Source organism: Achromobacter sp. UBA4530 (genome assembly GCF_002388205.1).
Lineage (GTDB): Bacteria > Pseudomonadota > Gammaproteobacteria > Burkholderiales > Burkholderiaceae_B > Achromobacter > Achromobacter animicus.
This window is the reverse complement of sequence record NZ_DGMA01000031.1, coordinates 221,768-241,483: the sequence shown is the minus strand read 5'-3', so window position 1 is coordinate 241,483 and position 19,716 is coordinate 221,768. Positions and strand designations below refer to the sequence as shown.

At 67.7% G+C, this 19,716-nt stretch carries 19 protein-coding genes; 10 read left to right on the top strand and 9 right to left on the bottom strand.

Annotated elements, in window-relative coordinates; all coding sequences use genetic code 11:
- The first annotated feature begins 264 nt into the window (after positions 1 to 264).
- Positions 265 to 1,476, top strand: coding sequence for a voltage-gated potassium channel protein (gene kch / locus B2W22_RS22265; RefSeq protein ID WP_175137823.1), 1,212 nt, complete (start codon positions 265 to 267; stop codon positions 1,474 to 1,476).
- Here kch and B2W22_RS22260 read toward each other — a convergent pair.
- Together B2W22_RS22260 and B2W22_RS22255 are read right to left on the bottom strand one after the other, a co-directional pair.
- A complete protein-coding gene (locus tag B2W22_RS22260) occupies positions 1,453 to 2,217 on the bottom strand; it encodes an EAL domain-containing protein (RefSeq protein ID WP_286939588.1) in 765 nt (254 codons plus the stop codon). The two genes, kch and B2W22_RS22260, sit on opposite strands and share 24 nt — an antisense overlap.
- A 7-nt stretch (positions 2,218 to 2,224) precedes the next feature.
- Positions 2,225 to 3,061, bottom strand: coding sequence for a CSS-motif domain-containing protein (locus tag B2W22_RS22255; protein WP_286939587.1), 837 nt, complete (start codon positions 3,059 to 3,061; stop codon positions 2,225 to 2,227).
- A 254-nt stretch (positions 3,062 to 3,315) separates the two neighbouring features.
- Here B2W22_RS22255 and B2W22_RS22250 point away from each other — a divergent pair, with 254 nt between their 5' ends.
- From B2W22_RS22250 to B2W22_RS22240, 3 genes are read left to right on the top strand one after another with little or no spacing between them, the layout of a single operon-like run.
- Positions 3,316 to 3,777, top strand: a complete 462-nt coding sequence (locus B2W22_RS22250; RefSeq protein ID WP_313696518.1) for a hypothetical protein — start codon at positions 3,316 to 3,318, stop codon at positions 3,775 to 3,777.
- The gene (phbB, locus tag B2W22_RS22245) at positions 3,767 to 4,513 is read left to right on the top strand and encodes an acetoacetyl-CoA reductase (RefSeq protein ID WP_175122470.1); all 747 of its coding nucleotides are present in this window, start codon (positions 3,767 to 3,769) and stop codon (positions 4,511 to 4,513) included. The genes B2W22_RS22250 and phbB overlap by 11 nt, the downstream gene beginning before the upstream one ends.
- A gap of 49 nt (positions 4,514 to 4,562) precedes the next feature.
- Positions 4,563 to 5,444, top strand: a complete 882-nt coding sequence (locus tag B2W22_RS22240) for an EamA family transporter (protein ID WP_286939586.1) — start codon at positions 4,563 to 4,565, stop codon at positions 5,442 to 5,444.
- A 43-nt stretch (positions 5,445 to 5,487) separates the two neighbouring features.
- On the opposite strand, the gene B2W22_RS22235 is transcribed toward B2W22_RS22240, so the two are convergent.
- From B2W22_RS22235 to B2W22_RS22205, 7 genes are all read right to left on the bottom strand, one after another.
- Positions 5,488 to 6,072, bottom strand: a complete 585-nt coding sequence (locus B2W22_RS22235; protein WP_286939585.1) for a WG repeat-containing protein — start codon at positions 6,070 to 6,072, stop codon at positions 5,488 to 5,490.
- Positions 6,073 to 6,188: 116 nt separating this feature from the next.
- Positions 6,189 to 7,166, bottom strand: a complete 978-nt coding sequence (locus B2W22_RS22230) for a Bug family tripartite tricarboxylate transporter substrate binding protein (RefSeq protein WP_175122467.1) — start codon at positions 7,164 to 7,166, stop codon at positions 6,189 to 6,191.
- A 74-nt stretch (positions 7,167 to 7,240) separates the two neighbouring features.
- A complete protein-coding gene (tcuB, locus tag B2W22_RS22225) occupies positions 7,241 to 8,476 on the bottom strand; it encodes a tricarballylate utilization 4Fe-4S protein TcuB (protein ID WP_286939583.1) in 1,236 nt (411 codons plus the stop codon).
- A complete protein-coding gene (gene tcuA, locus B2W22_RS22220) occupies positions 8,463 to 9,878 on the bottom strand; it encodes an FAD-dependent tricarballylate dehydrogenase TcuA (protein ID WP_286939582.1) in 1,416 nt (471 codons plus the stop codon). Before tcuA ends, tcuB begins: the two co-directional genes overlap by 14 nt.
- Positions 9,879 to 9,955: 77 nt before the next feature.
- Positions 9,956 to 10,882, bottom strand: coding sequence for a LysR family transcriptional regulator (locus B2W22_RS22215; protein ID WP_175122465.1), 927 nt, complete (start codon positions 10,880 to 10,882; stop codon positions 9,956 to 9,958).
- Between the two features lie 3 nt (positions 10,883 to 10,885).
- Positions 10,886 to 11,584 (bottom strand): glutathione binding-like protein, encoded by a 699-nt coding sequence (locus B2W22_RS22210; protein ID WP_175122464.1) that lies wholly within the window; start codon positions 11,582 to 11,584, stop codon positions 10,886 to 10,888.
- Between the two features lie 42 nt (positions 11,585 to 11,626).
- Positions 11,627 to 12,058, bottom strand: coding sequence for a hypothetical protein (locus tag B2W22_RS22205; RefSeq protein ID WP_286939581.1), 432 nt, complete (start codon positions 12,056 to 12,058; stop codon positions 11,627 to 11,629).
- Positions 12,059 to 12,289: 231 nt separating this feature from the next.
- Between B2W22_RS22205 and B2W22_RS22200 the strand changes: the two genes are divergently transcribed.
- From B2W22_RS22200 to B2W22_RS22175, 6 genes are all read left to right on the top strand, one after another.
- Entirely contained in the window at positions 12,290 to 13,708 is a 1,419-nt protein-coding gene (locus B2W22_RS22200) for a hypothetical protein (RefSeq protein ID WP_286939580.1), read from the top strand.
- A gap of 56 nt (positions 13,709 to 13,764) precedes the next feature.
- Entirely contained in the window at positions 13,765 to 13,929 is a 165-nt protein-coding gene (locus B2W22_RS22195) for a hypothetical protein (protein WP_175184442.1), read from the top strand.
- Positions 13,930 to 14,044: 115 nt separating this feature from the next.
- Positions 14,045 to 15,265: a CaiB/BaiF CoA transferase family protein gene (locus B2W22_RS22190; protein ID WP_286939579.1), complete on the top strand. Its 1,221-nt coding sequence runs from the start codon at positions 14,045 to 14,047 to the stop codon at positions 15,263 to 15,265.
- Positions 15,266 to 15,283: 18 nt separating this feature from the next.
- The gene (locus B2W22_RS22185) at positions 15,284 to 16,081 is read left to right on the top strand and encodes an enoyl-CoA hydratase/isomerase family protein (protein WP_175122461.1); all 798 of its coding nucleotides are present in this window, start codon (positions 15,284 to 15,286) and stop codon (positions 16,079 to 16,081) included.
- 10 nt (positions 16,082 to 16,091) lie between these two features.
- Entirely contained in the window at positions 16,092 to 17,315 is a 1,224-nt protein-coding gene (locus tag B2W22_RS22180; protein ID WP_286939578.1) for a CaiB/BaiF CoA transferase family protein, read from the top strand.
- Positions 17,312 to 19,675: an acyl-CoA dehydrogenase gene (locus B2W22_RS22175; RefSeq protein WP_286939577.1), complete on the top strand. Its 2,364-nt coding sequence runs from the start codon at positions 17,312 to 17,314 to the stop codon at positions 19,673 to 19,675. Before B2W22_RS22180 ends, B2W22_RS22175 begins: the two co-directional genes overlap by 4 nt.
- Positions 19,676 to 19,716 lie beyond the last annotated feature (41 nt).

Sequence of the window (19,716 nt, the reverse complement as noted above, 5' to 3'; positions counted from 1 at the left end):
GCGATTCCAACATTCGTGCCTCATACTACTCACGCACGGTCCGACCGTGGCCTGCGCCGGGTCTCTAGTCCCTGCACGGGCTGCAACGTGATCAACGCCTGGCAATGCGTCCACCCGTGCTGCTGGGGGGCGTTACTGCCATATCGGCGGTGTTCCTTCCGGATAGCCGCCTGATGAGGAAAGTTTAGGACCTCGGACGCGTTTCCAGTAATTCTTTGTTGATAGTCTTCCATACCAGATTGATATAGCAAGCCCCTCCCCTCCATGCCCCTGCCCCAGCCATCCCTGCGCCATCGCCTCCGCAAGATACTGGCGTTTTTCCCGCCAAACTGGTGCCTTGCCATCCTGGTGGCGCTGGACGGATACGCGTTCATGCACCCGGTGCTGCGCGAAGTCCGTGCCCGCGAGTATTCGTTCTGGCTCGCGCTGGACAACTGGCACGAGATCATGCGCGTGGTCGGTCTGCTGGAGATTCCACGCCTGGTGCTCGGCGTCGGTTTGCAGGTGATTGCGCTGGGATTGATCCTTAAGGCGCGCATCGCGTGGGCGTTCTCGCTGGTGCTGCTGATCGGTATCGGCACGTTCGCCATCCTGGGCGACGGGGGCCGCGCGGGGCTGGGCATCTACACGCTGGTCCTGGTGATTGCGCTGGTGGCGTACTGGCGGCGCTTTGACCGGGCCAGCGTGACCGCCGGCTCGCTGTTTGCGCTGGTCAGCGTGCTGTCGCTGATGATCTACGCGGTGTTCGGCACGCTATACCTGGGCAACGAATTCAACCCGCCGATCCTGGACGCGGGCACCGCGCTGTATTTCTCGATCGTCTCGATGTCCACGGTGGGCTACGGCGACATCGTGCCGCATAGCGGCACGGCGCGCCTGTTCACGGCGTCGATTATCATCCTCGGCATTACCGTGTTCGCCACCTCCGTCAGCGCGATCGCCGGACCGGTGATCGGCGGCAATCTGAAACGGCTCGTCAAAGGCAGGTTTTCTTCGGCCATGAGAAAAAACCACATCATCATCGCCGGCGCGACGCCCCTCGCGCTGAGCGTCTACCAGGGCCTGCGCAGCCGCAACGAAGAAGTCACCGTCATCGTCCCAACGGGCATGGCGCACGACTATCCCGCCGCCGCCGACCTGATCGAAGGTGATCCCTCCAGCGTGGACGTGCTGCACGTGGCGGGCGTCGCGCGAGCGCGTTATGTGCTGGCGCTGCGCGACGACGACGCGGAAAACGCATTCATCGTGCTGGCCGCAAAGGAAGCGACCGGCGCGGACGGCGCCAAGACGGTGGCGCTGGTCAACACCAGCAAGCATCTGGAGAAGATCCGCCGGGTGCAGCCCGATCTGGTGTTTTCGGTGCAACTGCTGGGCGCGGAAATGCTGACGCGCGCAATCAACGGCGAACCCATGGACAGCCAGGCCATCACGGACCTGTTCTTTGCCAAGCCGTCATCCAACGCCAAGACCACTTGAACGCGATTGCGGCTCGCCCACCGGTGCGTTCGGTGGCACGTGCCTGGCGTACCACGCCACGAACTGATCCGACGGCATGGGCCGCGCAAACAGGTAGCCCTGGATGAACGCGACGCCGCGCCCGGTGAGATAGCGGAACTGCAGATCCGTTTCAACGCCTTCGGCCAACACCGCCAGGCCCAGGCGATGCGCAAGCGTGATGATGACGTCCAGCACCGGCGCGTCTTCGCCAGTGGGTTCGATGGCATGTACGAAGCCCTTGTCGATCTTCAGGTAATCCACTGGAAAGCGCTGCAGATACGACAGCGAGCAGTGGCCGGTGCCGAAATCGTCGATGGCAACACGCACCCCCTGCTCCCGCAGCGTATCGATGTTGCGCCGCGCCTGGCCGTCATCGGTGATCAGGCTGCGTTCGGTGATCTCCAATACCAGGGTCGGGTCACGATGGGCGATGTTGGCGGCGAAGCGCTCGACGTCGGTGGTGAACTCGGCGCATGACAAATGCTCGGCGGCGATGTTGACTCCGACGTGAAACCCCGGCGGCGTGGTCCAGCCGCGCATGTCGCGTTCGATCAGCGTAAACAGATGGCGCGTCAGCGGGGCGATCATGCCATCGGCCTCGGCCGCGGCAATGAAGACGTCCGGCCGCACGGATCCCACCCCGGGCCGCTCCCAACGCAGCAGCGCTTCGACGCCGCTGCACTGGCCCGTTGCGTGACCGTACACGGGTTGGTAATGCACCCTGAATTCATCTGCCCGGATCGCGCGGCGCAACTGCTCTTTGAAGGAACGGCGGTTCGCCTGCTGGCGGTAAGCGACCACGGCCAGGCCGAATCCAAGCAGTGCGGCGGCAGGCAGGCAGGTAGGTCATCATCAATTGCTGCCACGCCTGCACGACGGCTTCAGCCGGCGCATTGACGCGAATGGTCAGCGGTGTGGGCCCATCGTGCCCCGTGGTCTCGTGGTAGACCAGCTCGCGCGACGCCCCCGCCGCACCCTTGAAATCGTTGTGGATGAACGCCCCGCCCTCGCCTACCTGCAGTTCGATGCGGTAATCGCGCAGGCTTGCCACGGCGTCCAGCAGATCCTGTACGTACCGTCCGTCGACCACCACGACGCCGCTGCGTCCCTCGGCGCCGGGCCGGCCCAGCAGGATCGCCGGCCGTTCGGGCGCCAGCGGCGAGCCGGTCACGGTAAAGCGCCAGCGGTCGGGCGGCAGGTCGGATACCCACTTGCGAAACTCCGAGACCGGGTAGTCGATCTTGCCAACAGCCGACGAACAATAGATGCGATCGCCGCGCACCAGGAACAGGGACCGCAGATACGGATTCAGTGCGCCCCAGCGTTGCAGGTCGGGCAGCGCTTCGTCGCAGGACAGCGCCGTCAGCGCCGCCACCCGGTCCGCCAGCGTCCACGTCTGCGTCAGGACGTGCTGCGTCTGCACCCGCACGATGCGCGCGGCCGACTCGGCTTCAAGGCGCTGTTCCTTCTGCGCGTGCCACCACGTCCAGGCGACGCAGGCGATCACCGGCAGCACCAGCGCCAAGGCCACGGGCAGATAACGCCACGAGGGAACACGATCCATCAGGCCTGATGTCGGCAAGGGGTCTCCGCGGCAGTGGGGGCCATTAGTACAGCTGCATCGTTGCGATGGGACACCATGTGCGGCGCTGCGTCAAGAACTGCGTGTGCGCCCCCCGGCTTGCGCAAACATCGGGTCCGCAACGCTGGCCGTACCGCCGCTCGCTGGGCTATCGTTGACGGGCAAGCCCCTCTGCCGACGGCATGAGGCTCGTGTGTATTCGTTTCCCCTTAGCACGCCATTTACAAGGACGGATGATGAAGAAAGCAAATGCCTCCCTGCCCGCCGGCCTGACCGGCGCCAACGTCGCCTTCTGCCAGCGTCTGGCCCAGCTTGCGCAGGAAAGCCAGCAGCGCTGGCTCGAAATGGGCCAGCGTCTGGCCGGCGACAGCTCCGGCCAGGTCCTCGCCGCCCTCTCCCCCTTGAACCCCACCGCCAACTGGCAGGATGTCATGCCCGCCATGGGCGAGCTCGCGCGCAAGCGCTGGCAGGCGCAACTGGAAGCCAGCCAGGCCCTCACGCACGCCGCGCTGCAGGAGCAAGCCACCATGGCCGCCGGCGTGGGCGAAGCGATGTGCGAATGGTTCAAGCAGGCCAACAGCGCGGCCGCCGACAACTCGCCCTTTGCGCAGATGTGGTCCACGATGACCAACCAGATGGCGGCCGCCTGCGCGGCCATGCAGGACGCCCACCAGCAGGGAGGCCGTCATGACCGCTAAACGAACCGCCCTCATCACGGGCGGGACGGGCTGCCTGGGCCGTGCCATCGCCGTCGCGCTGCACGATGCGGGCCACGACGTCATCGTCACCTACCATTCCAGCGAGACCGCCACGCGCGAATGGATCAAGGAAGAGGCCGCCAAAGGCCGCACCTTCGCCATGTACAAGGTCAACGTGGCGGACTTCGACGCCTGCCAGGCGCTGGCGCGCAAATTGGAAGAAGACGGGCGCCAGATCGACATCCTGATCAACAACGCCGGCATCACGCGCGACGCCAGCCTGCGCAAAATGAGCGCGCAGAATTGGGCCGAGGTCATGCACAGCAACCTGGACTCCATGTTCAACATGACGCAGCCGCTTTGCGGGCCGATGGCGGATCGGGGCTGGGGCCGCATCGTGAACATTTCTTCGGTGAACGGCAGCAAGGGTGCATTCGGGCAGACCAACTACGCGGCCTCCAAGGCGGGCATCCACGGCTTCACCAAATCGCTGGCGCTGGAAGTCGCCCGCAAGGGCGTGACGGTGAACACCGTGTCGCCCGGTTATCTGGCCACGCGCATGGTGCAGGCCGTGCCGCCGGAGGTCATGCAGGAAAAGATCCTGCCGCAGATCCCCGTGGGACGGCTGGGCGAGCCCGATGAGATCGGCGCGCTGATCGCGTTCATCTGCAGCGACGCGGCCGGGTTCATGACAGGCAGCAACGTGGCCATGAACGGCGGGCAGCATATGTATTGAAGGCGGCGGCCAGCGCTGCGCGCGCTGGCCGGCCGCTTCCCTTTGATCAATGTCCCGCAACACCGACCTCCTCCTGACCGCGCTCGCCCCCACGATCTGGGGCAGCACCTACGTCGTCACCACGCTGATGCTGCCGCCGGGCTATCCGCTGACGGTCGCCATGCTGCGCTCCCTGCCCGCGGGCATCCTGCTGATGTTGTGGGTCCGTGCGCTGCCGCACGGCATCTGGTGGCTGCGCGTGTTCGTCCTTGGGGCGCTGAATTTTTCGGTGTTCTGGGCGTTGCTGTTCGTCGCCGCCTACCGCCTGCCGGGCGGGGTGGCGGCCACCCTCGGTGCGATCCAGCCATTGGTCGTGATCGCGCTGGCCCGGCTGCTCCTGGGCGCTCCGGTGCGCGGGCTGTCCGTGGTGGCGGCATTGACGGGCCTGGCTGGCGTGGCGCTGCTGGTGCTGACGCCCAAGGCGGCGCTGGACCCCGTCGGCGTTGCAGCCGGGTTGGGCGGCGCGGCATCCATGGCGCTGGGCACCGTGCTGAGCCGCCGCTGGCAACCGCCTGTGTCCGCGCTGACCTTCACGTCGTGGCAATTGACGGCGGGCGGCATCCTGCTCGTGCCCGCAGCGCTGCTGGCCGAGGCGCCGCTGCCGACGTTCACGCTGGTCAACGTCATGGGCCTGGCCTGGCTGGGACTGATCGGCGCGGCGCTGACCTATGTGCTGTGGTTCCGCGGGGTGGCGCGGCTGGAACCCGCTGCGGTGTCGTCGCTGGGCTTTCTGAGTCCGCTGTCCGCCACGGTGCTGGGGTGGGCGATCCTGGGCCAAAGCCTGTCGCCGCTGCAATTGGCAGGCATGGGGGTGGTGGTGGGCAGCGTCTGGCTGAGCCAGCGCGCGCAACGTCAAACCGTGCCAGCGGTAGCGCCGCGGGCCGCGCGCTGAGCCGCATGTCCGTAACGCGCGGCCCACACCCTGTACGGCAGATTTATTGCGGGTGAGGCGCCCCGCGCGCCACCTCCATCTCTGCCCGCAATGACATCGCATCCGGCCGCATGGGCAGCGCCAGCCGCCCTTCGCGGTCGATGGCGCCCCATTCTCCGCCCGTGACATAACTGTGTTCGCCGTCGCGCGTGCGTTCGATGCGGCAACCCTTGCACACCGCGGCGAGACCGCCCTCAAAGCGGTCGACCCAGTCGTAAGGCGTGGCCAGCACGCGGTTGAGTTGCCTGTCGTAGTAGGCCATGCCGCCCGCCCACGGTCCGCGCGTCAGGCCTTCCTCGAAATCGTCGGCGCCGTTATCGAACGTGACCACGGCGACGGCGCGTCCGTCGGGCCGCACCCAGTGCCACGAGCCGTTGGCCGTTGCGGGTGACAGGCCATCCTTGCTGAAATCCATGCGCGCCATGACGGCGGGACGGAATTCGACGCCACCGTTTGTGGTTCGGGCGCAGTGCTGGACGTGTTCGAGGGAGCCTTCCGCTTCCTTGTCCGCAAAGAAGCACGAAAGGTCGTATTCAATGGCAGGGCCCGAGGTCAGGGCCAGCGAGGTAAGCAAGGCGGCAATCAGCATGCGGGGCATCCTAGCATGGCGGATTCGCGCTCACCCGCCCGTCTGATGCCCGGCAAATCCCGTCGGTCTTCAGAAATCCTCAAAGGCTGAAAGAAGCCGCGCGACCGCCTGCCGCCTCAATTCGCCGTGGCGCCAGAGTCCTTGACCGCCTTCGCCCACGCCGCGATCTCGGTCTGGATGAACTTGCCGAATTCGGCGGTGTTCACGCTGGAGGCGCGCGCGCCCTCTTCCAGCAGGCGCTGCTTGACCTCGGGCGAGGCCAGCGCGCCGGTCAACGCCTGATTCAGCTTGGCCACCACCGCGTCCGGCGTACCGGCCGGCGCGACGATGCCGTGCCAGGACACCGCCTGAAAGCCGGGCAAGCCGGATTCGGCCATCGTCGGCACGTCCGGCATCGCGGACGAACGCTCAGGCGACGTCACGGCCAATGCGCGCAGCGTGCCCGCCTTAACGTGTGGCAGGACGCCCGGAATGGTGGTGAACATGAAGTCGATCTGGCCGCCGATCAGGTCCGTGATCGCGGGGCTGCCGCCCTTGTACGGCACGTGCGTGAATTCCAGCTTCGCTTCGCTCTTGAACATCTCGCCCGCCAGGTGCCCCGGCGTGCCGGCGCCCGCCGAGCCCATGTTGGTCTTGTCGCCCTGCGAACGGATGAACGCGATCAGCTCCTGCACATTCTTGGCCTTGACGTTGGGGCCGACGACCAGCACGTTGGGCACGGTGGCCAGCAGCGTGACCGGCGTGAAGTCCTTGACCGCGTCGTACGAAATGCGCGAGTACAGCGACGGGTTGATGCCGTGCGTGCTGGCGGTGGCCAGCAGCAGCGTGTAGCCGTCCGGCGCGGCCGAAGCCACCTGCTTGGCGGCGATGGTGCCGTTGGCGCCGCCCTTGTTGTCGATCACGATCGTCTGGCCGAGCGTCTTGGCGGCTTCGGCCGCAACGGTGCGGGCCAGGATGTCGGACGTGCCGCCCGCAGAATGCGGGACGGCCAACGTGATCGGCTTGACGGGAAAGGTCTGGGCGTGCGCCGCCGGCAGGGCCGGGCTCAGACAGGCGGCCAGCGCGCAGCGCGCCAGCAAACGAGTGCGGAACATGGGAGTCTCCAGGGTTGTGGCCGGCTGCAGCACCTCGAGCGGGCGCTGTCAGGCCGGCGATAAGGCCGGTCCGGTCAGTCCGAACCGAGCTGCAGCTTGTTGGGCTGGCGTTTTTCGATGGACCACTTCAAGAGCGCGGCCGAGCGGTAGATGCCATGGGCGAACTTGCCGTAGGGCAAGGTCAGGAACAACGCCATCACGACGCCAAGATGGATCGCCAGCAGCAGCGCCATCGCGCTGCCGTCGCGGCCGGCCAAGAGCGCCAGGCCCGTCGCGCTGGTCAGGAACAACAGCACGATGAAGCCCCGGTCCATCGGTTTCTGCGCCGCGTCGCCCTGCAGGGGATGGCGCTTGACATTCAGCCACAGCAAGCCGGCTGGCCCGATCAAGAGGCCGATGCCGCCCGCGGTGCCCAGCAGCACCGGCGCGCTCAGGATCGGATATGGCGCCTGCTGGTCCAGCAGATAGTGGTAAAGCGTGGCGACACACGTGGCTGCGAAACACAGCATGAAGCCGTAGAACGTGAAGTGGTGAAACCGCCGGCGCCACAGCGTGAAGGCGTCGTCGGCGTTGTTGCAACCCTTGCCGTGGCCGCCGTCCAGATAGCGCAGGCGCAGCGCGTCGTGCGCCGCCTCGGCCACCGCTGGGCCGGAGGCCGCCCCCGGGCTGACGTTGCGCCAGAACCGCGTCACGCCCACCGCCAGCGCCAGCATCGAAAAGCCGAACACCACGCCAAACATCAGCGCCAGCGTGTTGTGCGGGAACACGGCGTAGAAATTGCCTGCCATCGGCTCGTGGAACAGGCCGCCCGCCATCACCACCGCCAGCACCAGGAACAGCGCCAGTCCGGCGGCCGTGGCCAGCGACAGCGCGAGGCCATTGCGCTTGTACAGCGTGCCCAGCGCCGCGGGCCACGCATAGTCGGTGTAGGTCTGCATCCGCACCTTGGCCATGGCCTGCGGCACGTTGACGGCGAACTCGTGCGGCGGCGCGTACTGGCACGCGTGCAGACAGGCGCCGCAGTTATGGCACAGGTTGGCCAGGTAGTTCAGGTCGGCCTTGCCGAATTCCAGGCGGCGCGTCATGGCGGGAAACACCGCGCAGAAGCCTTCGCAGTAGCGGCAGGCGTTGCAGATCTGCATGACGCGCGCCACTTCGGTCTCGTCATCGGTCAGCGATTCCGTCAGCGGCTTGGCGCCCCTTGCATGAAAATGCACGGGCTGCTCGGTGGGCGCGGGAGTCGGGATAGGTCCGGACTGGCTGGTGGAAAAGGACTGCGCCTCGCGGGCCAGGGCTTCAAGCTGCTTCACGGTGTGCTCCCGCAGGGTTCTGGCCAAGCGCCGCGGCAGCGGCGCGGGTGCCGGCAATGCGGCCGAAGGCCGTGCCGATGGACATGCCCACGCCTGCCGTGTATCCCTTGCCCAGCACGTTGCCGGCCATCATTTCGCCCGCGACAAAGAGGTTGTCGCTGGGCTGGTCGTTGAACCGGACCGCGGCGGTGTCGTCCACCTTCAGGCCCAGATAGGTAAAGGTGATGCCGGGCCGCAGCGCATAGCCGTAGAACGGCGCGGTGTCGATGGGCCGCGCCCAGTGCGTCTTGGCGGGCGTCAGGCCTTCGGTATGGCAGTCGTCCAGCGCGGTGTGGTCGAACTTGCCCACGCGGCAGCCCGCGTTGTAGTCCCTGACCGTCCTCTCGAAGGTGGCCGCATCCAGCCCCAGCTTCTCCGCCAGTTCGGGCAACGTATCGGCCTTCACGCCCGGAAACACCGGCGGCATGAAGCGGCCGATCGCCTTGGCGTCGATGATGGAATACGCGATCTGGCCCGGCTGCATGGCGGTCAGACGCCCCCAGATGGCGTAGCGCTTGGGCCAGAAGTCCTCGCCCTCGTCGTAGAAGCGCTCGGCGTCGCGGTTGACGACCACGCCCAGCGACACGCAATCGATGCGCGTGCAGATGCCGCCGTCGTAGAGCGGCGCGCGGGCGTCGATGGCCACGCAATGCGATTGGGAGGGGTCGCCGATGCCGTCCGCGCCGGCATCCAGCATGAATTTCAGCAGCACGCCCATGTTGAAGCGCGTGCCGCGGATCAAAAAGTTGTCGGCCGGCCATTCGCCGCGCTCGTTCTGACCCCAGGCTTCGCGCAGCCATTCGCGGTTGGACTCGAAGCCCCCTGCGGCCAGCACACAGGCGCGGGCCTCGATGCGCTCGTCGCCAATGCGCGCGGCCACGAAGCGGCCGTTGTCCAGGTCCAGCGAATCGACCGGCGCGTTGTAGCGGATCTGCACACCCAGCGCTTCGGCGCTGCGGTAATAGGCGTTCACCAGCGCCTTGCCGCCACCCATGAAGAACGCATTGGTGCGCGCCACGTGCAGCGCGCCCGACAGCGGCGGCTGGAAGTTCACGCCGTGGCGGCGCATCCAGTCGCGACAGGTGGAGGACTCGCGGATGACCAGCCGCGCCAGGTGTTCGTTGGTCAGCCCTCCCGTCACCTTGAGCAGGTCCTGCCAGTATTCCTCTTCGGGATACGCGTCGATCAGCACGTCCTGCGGCGCATCGTGCATGCAGCGCAGATTGCGCGTGTGCTGCGAGTTTCCGCCGCGCCATTCCTTTGGCGCCGCTTCCAGCAGCAGCACGCTGGCGCCGGCTTCGCGCGCCATCAGGGCCGCGCACAGCGCCGCATTGCCCCCACCAATCACCAAGACGTCAACCATGCCATCTTCCCCAATTCAAGGGGCAGACTCTACGCAGCGGCGCGCCGCTGCGATATCAGGCAGGCGTCAACGGGTATTCACGATTCGTGAAGAGCGACCACCGCCCATTTGCCTTCGCGGGCCAGGGTGCGGGACACGTCGGCCATGACCAGCCGGGCCGCCAGCGCCGCGGGTGACAGCTCCTCGTCCGACAGGCTGGCCAGCAGGTTGGAGCGGAACAGGTGGGCATCGTCGATGCGCGCCATCTGCAACTGGCCGGGCGCGATGCGCGCGGTGGCCGAACTGGGCTGGATCGTCGCCGCGCCGCCCTGCTGCACCACGTCCATCAGCAGGGACAGGCCATCGACTTCGGCCACCACCCGGGGCGTGCGTCCCAGTTGCTGGAAGGCGTTGTTGACCAGCGCGCGCAGGCCGTGGCGGCCGCTGGGCAGCACCAGCGGCAGGTCGGCAATGGCTTCCAGCCGTGTCGTGTCACCAGCCGGCACGCCGGGCATGCCGGGCCGGGCAAAAAGGAACAGGGGCTCGTCCAGCAGCGGCATCACGCTCCAGCGGCGCGCAGATTCGGCATGGAACACGATGGCCAGATCCAGCAGGCGGCCGTTGAGCATGTCGGTCAGGTGCCCGGACAGCGCTTCGACCAAATGAAGCCGGATGTCGGGGTAACGCGCATTCATGGCCTGCAGGAAGGGCGCGCCCAGCACCGCCGCCGTCGTGGATGGCAGGCCGACGCTGACGTGCCCGGCCAGCCGGGCCTGTTGCGCAGCCTGGACGGCGTCGTCGGCGTGGCGCAGGGCCAGCTGCGCCTGCCGGAAAAACGCCAGCCCCGCGTCCGTGGGCACCACGCCGCTGGCGCTGCGCTGCAACAGCCGCGTGGACAACTCGCCTTCGAGACGGCTGATCTGCTGGCTGAGCGCCGACGTGACCATGCCGATCGACATGGCCGCCCGGCCGATGCTGCCGGCCTCGACCACGCGCACGAAGTAACGGAGCTGGCGCAGTTCCATCGGTCAGCCCGGAATGGTCAGACCCTTGGCAACCGCCGGCCGCGCCACGAACGCGTCCAGCACGCGCGCGACGTTCTTGAACGACGAAAAGCCGACGAGGTCGCCGGCGTCATAGAAGCCCACCAGGTTGCGCACCCACGGGAAGATGGCGATGTCGGCGATGGTGTACTGGTCGCCCATCACCCAGTCGCGCCCTTCCAGGCGCTGGTCCAGCACGGCGAGCAGGCGCTTGGACTCGTCCACATAACGGTCGCGCGGGCGCTTGTCTTCATAGTCCTTGCCCGCGAATCGATGGAAAAAGCCCAGTTGGCCAAACATCGGTCCGATGCCGCCCATCTGGAACATCACCCATTGCAGCGTCTCGAAGCGACCCGCCGTGTCCGCCGGGATGAACTGGCCGGCCTTGCTGGCCAGGTAGACCAGGATCGCGCCGGACTCGAACAGGCCCAGCGGCTTGCCGTCCGGCCCGTTCGGGTCGAGGATGGCCGGGATCTTGTTGTTCGGGCTGAGCGACAGGAACTCGGGCGTGAACTGGTCCTTGGTATCGAAGGCGACCCGGTGGACTTCATAGGGCAGACCGGTTTCCTCTAGCATGATCGACGCCTTCACGCCGTTGGGCGTCGGCAGCGAATAAAGCTGGATGCGGTCGGGATGCTGGGCGGGCCACTTCTTGGTGATGGCAAAGGCGTCTAGGGAGGACATGCAGGGTATCTCCGGGGGAGGCGGGGTTGGGTGACGACAATCCTAGCGCAAAAGCCGGCGCAAACCCCACCGCAGCGCGGTCGCCGCGACGGCAATGGGCAGGACCAGGCGCCATTGCGCCAGAAACAGCTCGCGTGTGGCCTCGCCGGGGGCCCAGGTGTTGCCGAACACTTGCGGGGAAGGCGGCGCGAGGTACAGGGCGAGCAGCGCGGCCGCAAACGTCGCCACGAGGCCCCAGGAGGAGGACTGGCGCAGCTTGGCCGGGCGCTCGGCCACGATCAGCATCAGCACACCAGCCAGGCCGGCCAGGATCGCCTGGGCGTAGAAATCGCGCGCCGAGAACATGTACGGCGCGTCGGGGACCACCCAGCCGAGGTCACCGGTCTGCAGCAAGGACGTCAGGCACGCACCGAAAAGCGCGGCGGCAAAGGACAGGAGAGACAGGTCCAGGGCACGCAGAATGAGTTTGGACATGGGGCACGGCGGGGAAGGCGAAGGCGAAGGCGCGAGGATGCCACACGTTGACGCGGGCGCGGAGCTGTCAGCGGCGCGAAGCCGCCACGCGCATCGGATACCGCGGCCCGCTACGCATTCGGTTTGTGATGCACAATCCGGCTCGCGCTTGCGTCGCAGCGCCCTGCTTTGGCAGGCCTTCTCCCCTACCGCCGTGGCAGCCCGCCGCGCCCGGCGCCACTGGCAGTCCCCATGAAGCACCCGCAGCAACGTTCCGGACAATCCGCCTCACCCGCACTTCCCGACGCCGCATCGCGCCCCGCCTGGTTCGCATCGGCCTCGGCGTCATGCCTGGCGGCCGTGCTGGGACTGGCCGCGGCGGCCGCGCATGCAGCGGCTCCAGCAGGCACGGCGGCCGCGCAGGTGTCAGACACCCCAAGCCGCACGCGCAGCCTGACGTTGACGCTGATGGATGGCAATGGCCCCGCCCCCGCGCCGCATACGCCGTACCGCGTCTTCGTAACCGGCTCGAACGACGAGATTCTCGATACCCCTTCCGGCGATGGCATCCTGCATGGCGTCACCGACGCCGAAGGCCGCACGGCGCAGATCCGGACCTCGCTGCCGCATACGGAAGACGACTTCACCCTGATCCGCCGCATCGGCGACGGGCCTTGGGGGCACTTCTTCCAGTTGCAGCGCAGCGGCAGCACCGAGCCCTTGCCGGCCTGGCCGTACATCATGACCATGCCCCAGCGCTGGGGCGAACAATGGGTGGACCTGGGCTACACCACCCGGCAGGGCGCGACGGCCTACTTCAGCCACGACGTGCCGGCGGGTTCGGTGTCGCTGCATATCGATGCGGACGTCACGCGCGACAGCAAGTGCTTTGCGGAGCTGGACGCCGTCAACCGCAAGTTCGCGCAGCACGACGCGGACGGCGCCCGCGCGCTGATCGGCGCCATGCGCTGCACCCGCAGCGCCGAGCAGAAGCTGGACCTGGCGCGGCTGCTGCTGGCCGCTGGCCAAACCGATCTGGCGCGCCATTGGCTGCTGCAGACCCGGCAACGGCCGTTTCCGGACATGTTCAAGCCCGTCGACCCGGCCGACCGGCGCAAGCGGTTGGAGGTGGAGCGCCTGCTGGGCATGCCCGACCTGGTGCTGGAGGATTCGAACGCGCTGCAGGACCACGCATCCGGAAAGCGCAGCGCGCGCGCGGCCGGCGGGGTGGACCTGGCGAACAACACCGCCTATTACCTGGCGGACTTTCCAGACTACCTGCCGCAAGCGGAGGAACAGGCCCGCCGCTCGCTGGCGCGCGTCGGCCCGCGTCCGTACAACCAGGGCACGCTGGGCTGGATTCTGGCCCTGCGCGGTCAGACCGCTGAGGGCCTGCGCCTGATGCGTCTTGCCTACCGCGACCTGCCGCGCGACGAAGAAATCGCGGCCGATTACGGCCTGGCGCTGTGGCGCAGCGGACAAAAAGACCTGGCGGCGCGGCTGTGGGACGAAGCGCAGCGCGAATGCGTGTGGGGCGTTCGCCTGCACGCGGCGCTGCGCGAAGCAGGCTACCCGCACCCGTACTTTCATCCCGCGGATTCCGACCCGGTGAACGCGTATCGCGCGCGCTGCGCAAAACCCCGGATCAAGGCGAAGACTGCGGGCCTATAATCCGCGCATACGCTGCAAGCCACGCGCCTGCTGAGGGGCAGACGCAGGAGACCTCCATGACATCCTCCCTGAAGCGCCTGCTTTCTCTTCTTGCCGCCACCCTGCTCCTGGCCGGTTGCGGCGCCGGCCCCGGCGGACCGCCGCACCCCGGCGCGGCAAATCCGTACAGCTCCGGCGGGTTCAACGACGCCGGGCCCAACTATCCCAACACGGGACGCTGACGCCGACGCACGACGACGGCCTCAATCCGCATAACAGCTTTGCGCTCGCGGGCCCCTCCCGCAGCGCCCGCCAACTCCTAGACTGCCTGCACATACCGCAGTCAAGGAGAAGGCTTTGCAGCCGCTGTTATCGAATCTCAAAGTGCTGGACCTGAGCCGCATCCTGGCCGGTCCCTGGGCCAGCCAGATCCTGGCCGACCTGGGCGCTGACGTCATCAAGGTCGAGCGGCCGGGCCAGGGCGACGACACGCGCTCGTGGGGCCCCCCGTTCCTGAAGGACGAAGAAGGCCAGGACACCAAGGACGGCGCCTACTTCATTGCCACCAACCGCGGCAAGCGCTCCATCACGCTGGACCTGCAGACGCCGGAAGGCCAGGCGCTCGTCAAGGAACTGTGCCGCGATGCGGACGTGGTGCTGGAGAACTACAAGGTCGGCACGCTGGCGCGCATGGGGCTGGATTACGACACGCTCTCCAAGATCAATCCGCGCCTGGTGTACTGCTCTGTCACCGGATTCGGGCAGACCGGGCCACGCGCCGCCGAACCCGCCTACGACTTCCTGATCCAGGCCATGGGCGGCCTGATGAGCGTCACCGGCGAACGCGACGACAAGCCCGGCGGCGGTCCCCAGAAGGTCGGCGTGCCGATCGTGGACCTGACCACCGGCGTGTATGCCGCGCTGGGCATCGTGGCCGCGCTGCTGCGCCGCGCACAGACCGGCCAGGGCGAATACATCGACGTCGCGATGCTGGACGTGCAGGTGGGCCTGCTGGCCAACCAGGCAATGAACTTCCTGTTGGGCAACAAGGCGCCGCGCCGCACCGGCACCGCGCATCCCAACATCCAGCCGCAGCGCACCTTCGCGTGCGCCGATGGCGACATCGTGATCGTGGTGGGCAACGACGGGCAGTTCGCCACGCTGTGCGACATGCTGGGCCAGCCCGCGCTGGCGCAGGACCCGCGTTACATCACCAACAGCCAGCGCGTGCGCAATCAGGACACCCTGGACCCCATCCTGGACGCCATTTTCGTCACCCAGCCGCGCGCCCACTGGCTGGCGGCGCTGAAAAAGGCCGGCGTACCGGCGGGCTCCATCAATACCGTTCCCGAAGTCTTCGAAGACCCGCAGGTCGTGCATCGCGCCATGCTGCGTCGGCTGCCGCATCCGGCCGCGGGCTCGGTGCCGCAGGTGATGAACCCGCTGCGCTTTGGCAGCGCCGCGCTGCGCGCCGACGCCGCGCCGCCGCTGCTGGGCCAGCACACCGCCGACGTGCTGGCGGAGCTGGGCCTGTCCGCCGAACAGATCCAGGATTACCGCGACCGCAAGATCATCTGAACAAAAAAGGAGAGAGACATGAGCATGCCGGAGAACCTGGCTGGCCCCTACCGCGCGCTGGACGTCACGATCGCCGACGGGGTCGCCACCATCCTGCTGGCCAATCCGCCCGTGAACGCGCTCAGCACCGACATGATGAACGAGCTGTCATGGGTGCTGGACCGCATTTCGGAGACGCCCGAGGTGCGGGCGGTGGTGCTGTCGGGCCAGGGCAAGATCTTCTGCGCCGGCGCCGACCTGAAGAGCCGCGGCGAGACGATCAAGGGGCCGGGCGACCTGCCGCAGCATTCACGCCGCACGCGGGAGTGCTTTCATGCCATCCGTGAATGCGCCAAGCCCGTGGTGGGCGCGATCAACGGCGCGGCGCTGGGTGCGGGGCTGGCCATCGTGGCCTCTTGCGACATCCTGATCGCCGCGTCCACCGCCGTCGTGGGACTGCCGGAGATCAATGTCGGGCTGCTGGGCGGGGGCCGCCATGGCATGCGGCTCTTCGGCCACTCCCGCCTGCGCCGGATGATGCTGACCGGCCTGCGCGTCGACGGCGACGAGCTTTATCGCCTGGGCATCGTCGAAGCCGCCGTGCCCGCCGATGCGTTGATGGACCGCGCCATGGAACTGGCGCGCGAGCTCGCCTCCAAGAGTCCGCTGGCGACCGTGCTGGCCAAGCAGACCCTCAACGCCATCGAAGACATGAGCCTGCGCGACGGCTACCGCTACGAACAGGACATGACGGCGGCCATCGCCAAGACCGAGGACGCGCAGGAGGCGCGCCGCGCGTTCCTGGAAAAGCGCGCGCCGGTGTTCCAGGGCAAATAAGGGAGCCGACATGACCAGTGCATTGGAAGGCGTGAAGGTCCTGGACCTGAGCCGGGTTTTTTCCGGGCCGTGGGCCGCGCAGATGCTGGCCGACTTCGGCGCCGAGGTCATCAAGGTGGAGCGCCCCGGCCGCGGCGACGACGTGCGGCACCAGGGCTATCCCATGCCGGACCGCGACGGTAAGCCCAGCCGGGAAACCTCGTCGTTCGTCGCGATGAACCGCGGCAAGAAATCCGTGACGCTCGATATCTCGCGGCCCGAAGGCCAGGCGCTGGTGCGCCAGCTTGCGCAGAAGGCCGACATCGTCATCGAAAACTTCAAGGCGGGCGACCTGAAGCGCTACGGACTGGACTACGCCTCGCTGTCGGCCCTGAACCCGCGGCTGGTGTATTGCTCCATCACCGGCTTCGGCCAGACCGGCCCCTACAGCCACCTGCCGGGCTACGATCCGATCTTCCAGTCCATGAGCGGGCTGATGAGCGTGACGGGTGTGCCGGACGGCGAGCCAGGCGCCGGGCCGGTCAAGGCGGGTTATTCCGTCTCCGACCTGACCGCGGGCTTCTATGCGGTGTCGGCCATTCTTGCCGCGCTGCGGCATCGCGACCAGATCTCCGGCGTGGGTCAGCACATCGACCTGGCGCTGCTGGACGCGCAGATCGCGGCCATCTCGCACATCGGCATGAACTATCTGGCCAGCGGTCAGCTGCCCGCCCGCATGGGTTCGGCCTCGCAGATCACCGCGCCGTTCCGCGCCTTCGAATGCCGGGACGGACACCTGATGGTCGCCGTGGGCAACGACTCGCAATTCCGCAGCTTCTGCCAGGTCATCGGTCTGCCCGCGCTCGCCGACGACCCACGCTTTGACACGAATCCCAAGCGCGCGGCGGCGCAGGCCGATCTGTCGCGGCTGATCGAGCCCGCAATGCGGGCGCGAACCGTCGCGGACTGGAACCAGGCCCTTGCGGCCGCCAACGTACCCTGCGGCCCGATCTACACCATGGATCAGGTGTTCGAGGACCCGCAGGTGCGCCATCGGCAGGTGCTGGGCAGCGTGGAGCATCCCGCGCTGGGCAGCATGCCGATCGTCCGCAACCCGATTCACTTTTCCGCCACGCCGATCGCCGCCGGTCTGCCCCCGCCCATGCTGGGCGAGCACACGGCCGACATCCTGCGCGCCGAACTTGGCCTGTCCGCCGAAGCGATCGAGCGCCTGCATGCCGAGGGCATCGTATGAGCGCCGCCGACCACGAACTGATCGAGGAAATCCGCGACAGCGCGCGCGACTTCCTGCAACGCCGCGACCAGCGGCAGCGCAAGCGCCGCACCCCGGGCGGCGAGCGCGCGTACTGGCAGGAGATTGCCACCGTCGGCTGGCTGGGCATGAGCGTGCCCGAAGCGCTGGGCGGTTTGGGACTGGGCTGGCACGCGATGGCCGCCGTGCTGGAAGAAGCGGGCCGCGCCCAGCTGCCCGAACCGCTTGTCGGGGCGGGTGTGCTGAGCACGGCGCTGCTGGCGCGCATCAATCCGGCGGGCGATGGCACCGTCCGAGACGCGTTGCTGCAAGCCTTGTGCGCCGGTGAAAAACGGGTTGGCCTCGCCTGGCAGGAAACCGAAGGACAGCTCGAAGCCGGCGAATCCGCCGGGGCGTTTGGCGTCACGGTCACCGCGCGCGAAGGCGCCTATGTGCTGAACGGCGAAAAGCGCCACGTCGTCCCCGGCGCGGACGTGGACGGCTGGCTTGTCACGGCCGATGGCGAAACGGGGTCTGCGCTGTTCTATCTGCCGGCCGGCACGCCCGGCGTCACGGTGCAGACGCACGAACGCGCGGACGGCTCGCCGGCCTGCCATTTGACGATCGAGTCCGCGGTGGTTGGCGGCGAAGCGTTGCTGGCGCGCGAGGGCGTGCTGGACGCCGTTGACGAGGCGCTGGACTACGGCCGCCTGATGCAGTCCGCAGAACTGGTGGGCGTCGCGCGGCAGGTGCTGGCCGATTCGGTCGCCTACTTGAATACGCGCAAGCAGTTCGGCCAGACGCTCTCGTCATTCCAGGCGCTGCAGCACCGCCTGGTCGACGCGACCCTGCAGGTCGAGCTGGCGTCCAACAGTCTGCTGGACGCACTGAACGCCATTGCCGCGGCGCCGGACGACGTCAAGGCCCGCAAGGCGGCGGCCAGCCGGGTCAAGGCCCGAGCAGCGCGCGCCGGCATCGATGCGGCGCGGCTGGCCATCCAGCTGCACGGCGCCATCGGCTACACCGACGAATGCGACGTCAGCCTGTACTTCCGCAGCGCCCTGCACCTGGCCGCCTGGCTGGGCAACGCCACGGCGCATCGTCAGCGTTATGGCGTGCTGGCAGCCGACCCGGCGCCGGAGGCGGACGATACGGCAGAGGACGCACCGGACGACTCAACGCCAGGCCTGGACGCCATGGAGTTCCCGCGCGAGGCAGACTGGAACGCGATGCCGGAAGCGGCGTTCCGCAAGCTGCTGCGCCGCTTCTTCCGCGCGCATTACCCCGATCACCTGCGGCACGTGCCGTGGCGGCTGCATTGGGATGAGATCAAGGCCTGGTACTTCACCTTGTCGCGCCAGGGCTGGATCGCACCGTCGTGGCCGCGCGAGCATGGCGGCATGGCGCTGTCTCCCGCCCGGCAGATCGCGTTCATCGAAGAAGCCGAACGCTACGGCGTGGCGCGCGCGCCGGACCAGGGCCTGGTCATGCTGGGCCCCATCCTCATCCGCCACGGCACCGAGGCGCAGCGCGCGCGCTTCCTGCCGGGCATCCTGTCCGGCGAGGCGGTGTGGGCGCAGGGCTACTCGGAACCCGACGCGGGATCGGATCTGGCCTCGCTGCGCTGCGAGGCGGTGATCGACGGCGACGAACTGGTCGTCACCGGCCAGAAGACCTGGTCCACGCTGGCGCAGGACGCGACGCACATGTTCATGCTGGTGCGCACCGACAAGACCGTCAAGAAGCAGGCAGGCATCAGTTTCCTGCTGGTCGATCTGAGCAGTCCGGGCGTCAGCCGCCGGCCGATCCGCACGCTGTCGGGGCACGAGGAGTTCTGCGAGGTCTTCTTCGACCAGGTCCGCGTGCCGCGCGGCAACGTGGTCGGCGAACTCAACGCGGGCTGGGGAATCGCCAAGGCCCTGCTGGGCTTCGAGCGTCTGTTCAGCGGCAGCCCCAAGCACGCAAGCCACGCCCTGCAACAGATCTTCAGTCTGGCGCGCCAGCGCGGCCTGCTGGCCGATCCGGCGTTCGCCGACCGGCTGGCCGAGTTGCGGCTGGACAGCGCCGACCTGACCGCGATGTACCGCGTGTTTGCGGACATGGCCAAAGCCGGACTTCCGCTGCCGCCGGAACTGTCGCTCCTGAAGATCTGGGCCACCGAAACCCACGAGCGGCTGGGCGCCCTGCTGATCCAGATCGCTGAAGAATATGGCGGCGCGGCAATGCGCCTGAGCTATGGCGGCGGCGGCGTGCAGGCGCTGGCGCCCTATACCAACGCCCTGGCGGCCACCATCTTCAGCGGCACCAACGAGATCCAGCGCAACATCTACGCCAAGCAGGTCCTGGGCCTGCAAGGCGCCTGACAACGACAACGCGCCGGCCCGAGCCGGCGCATCCGGAGAGA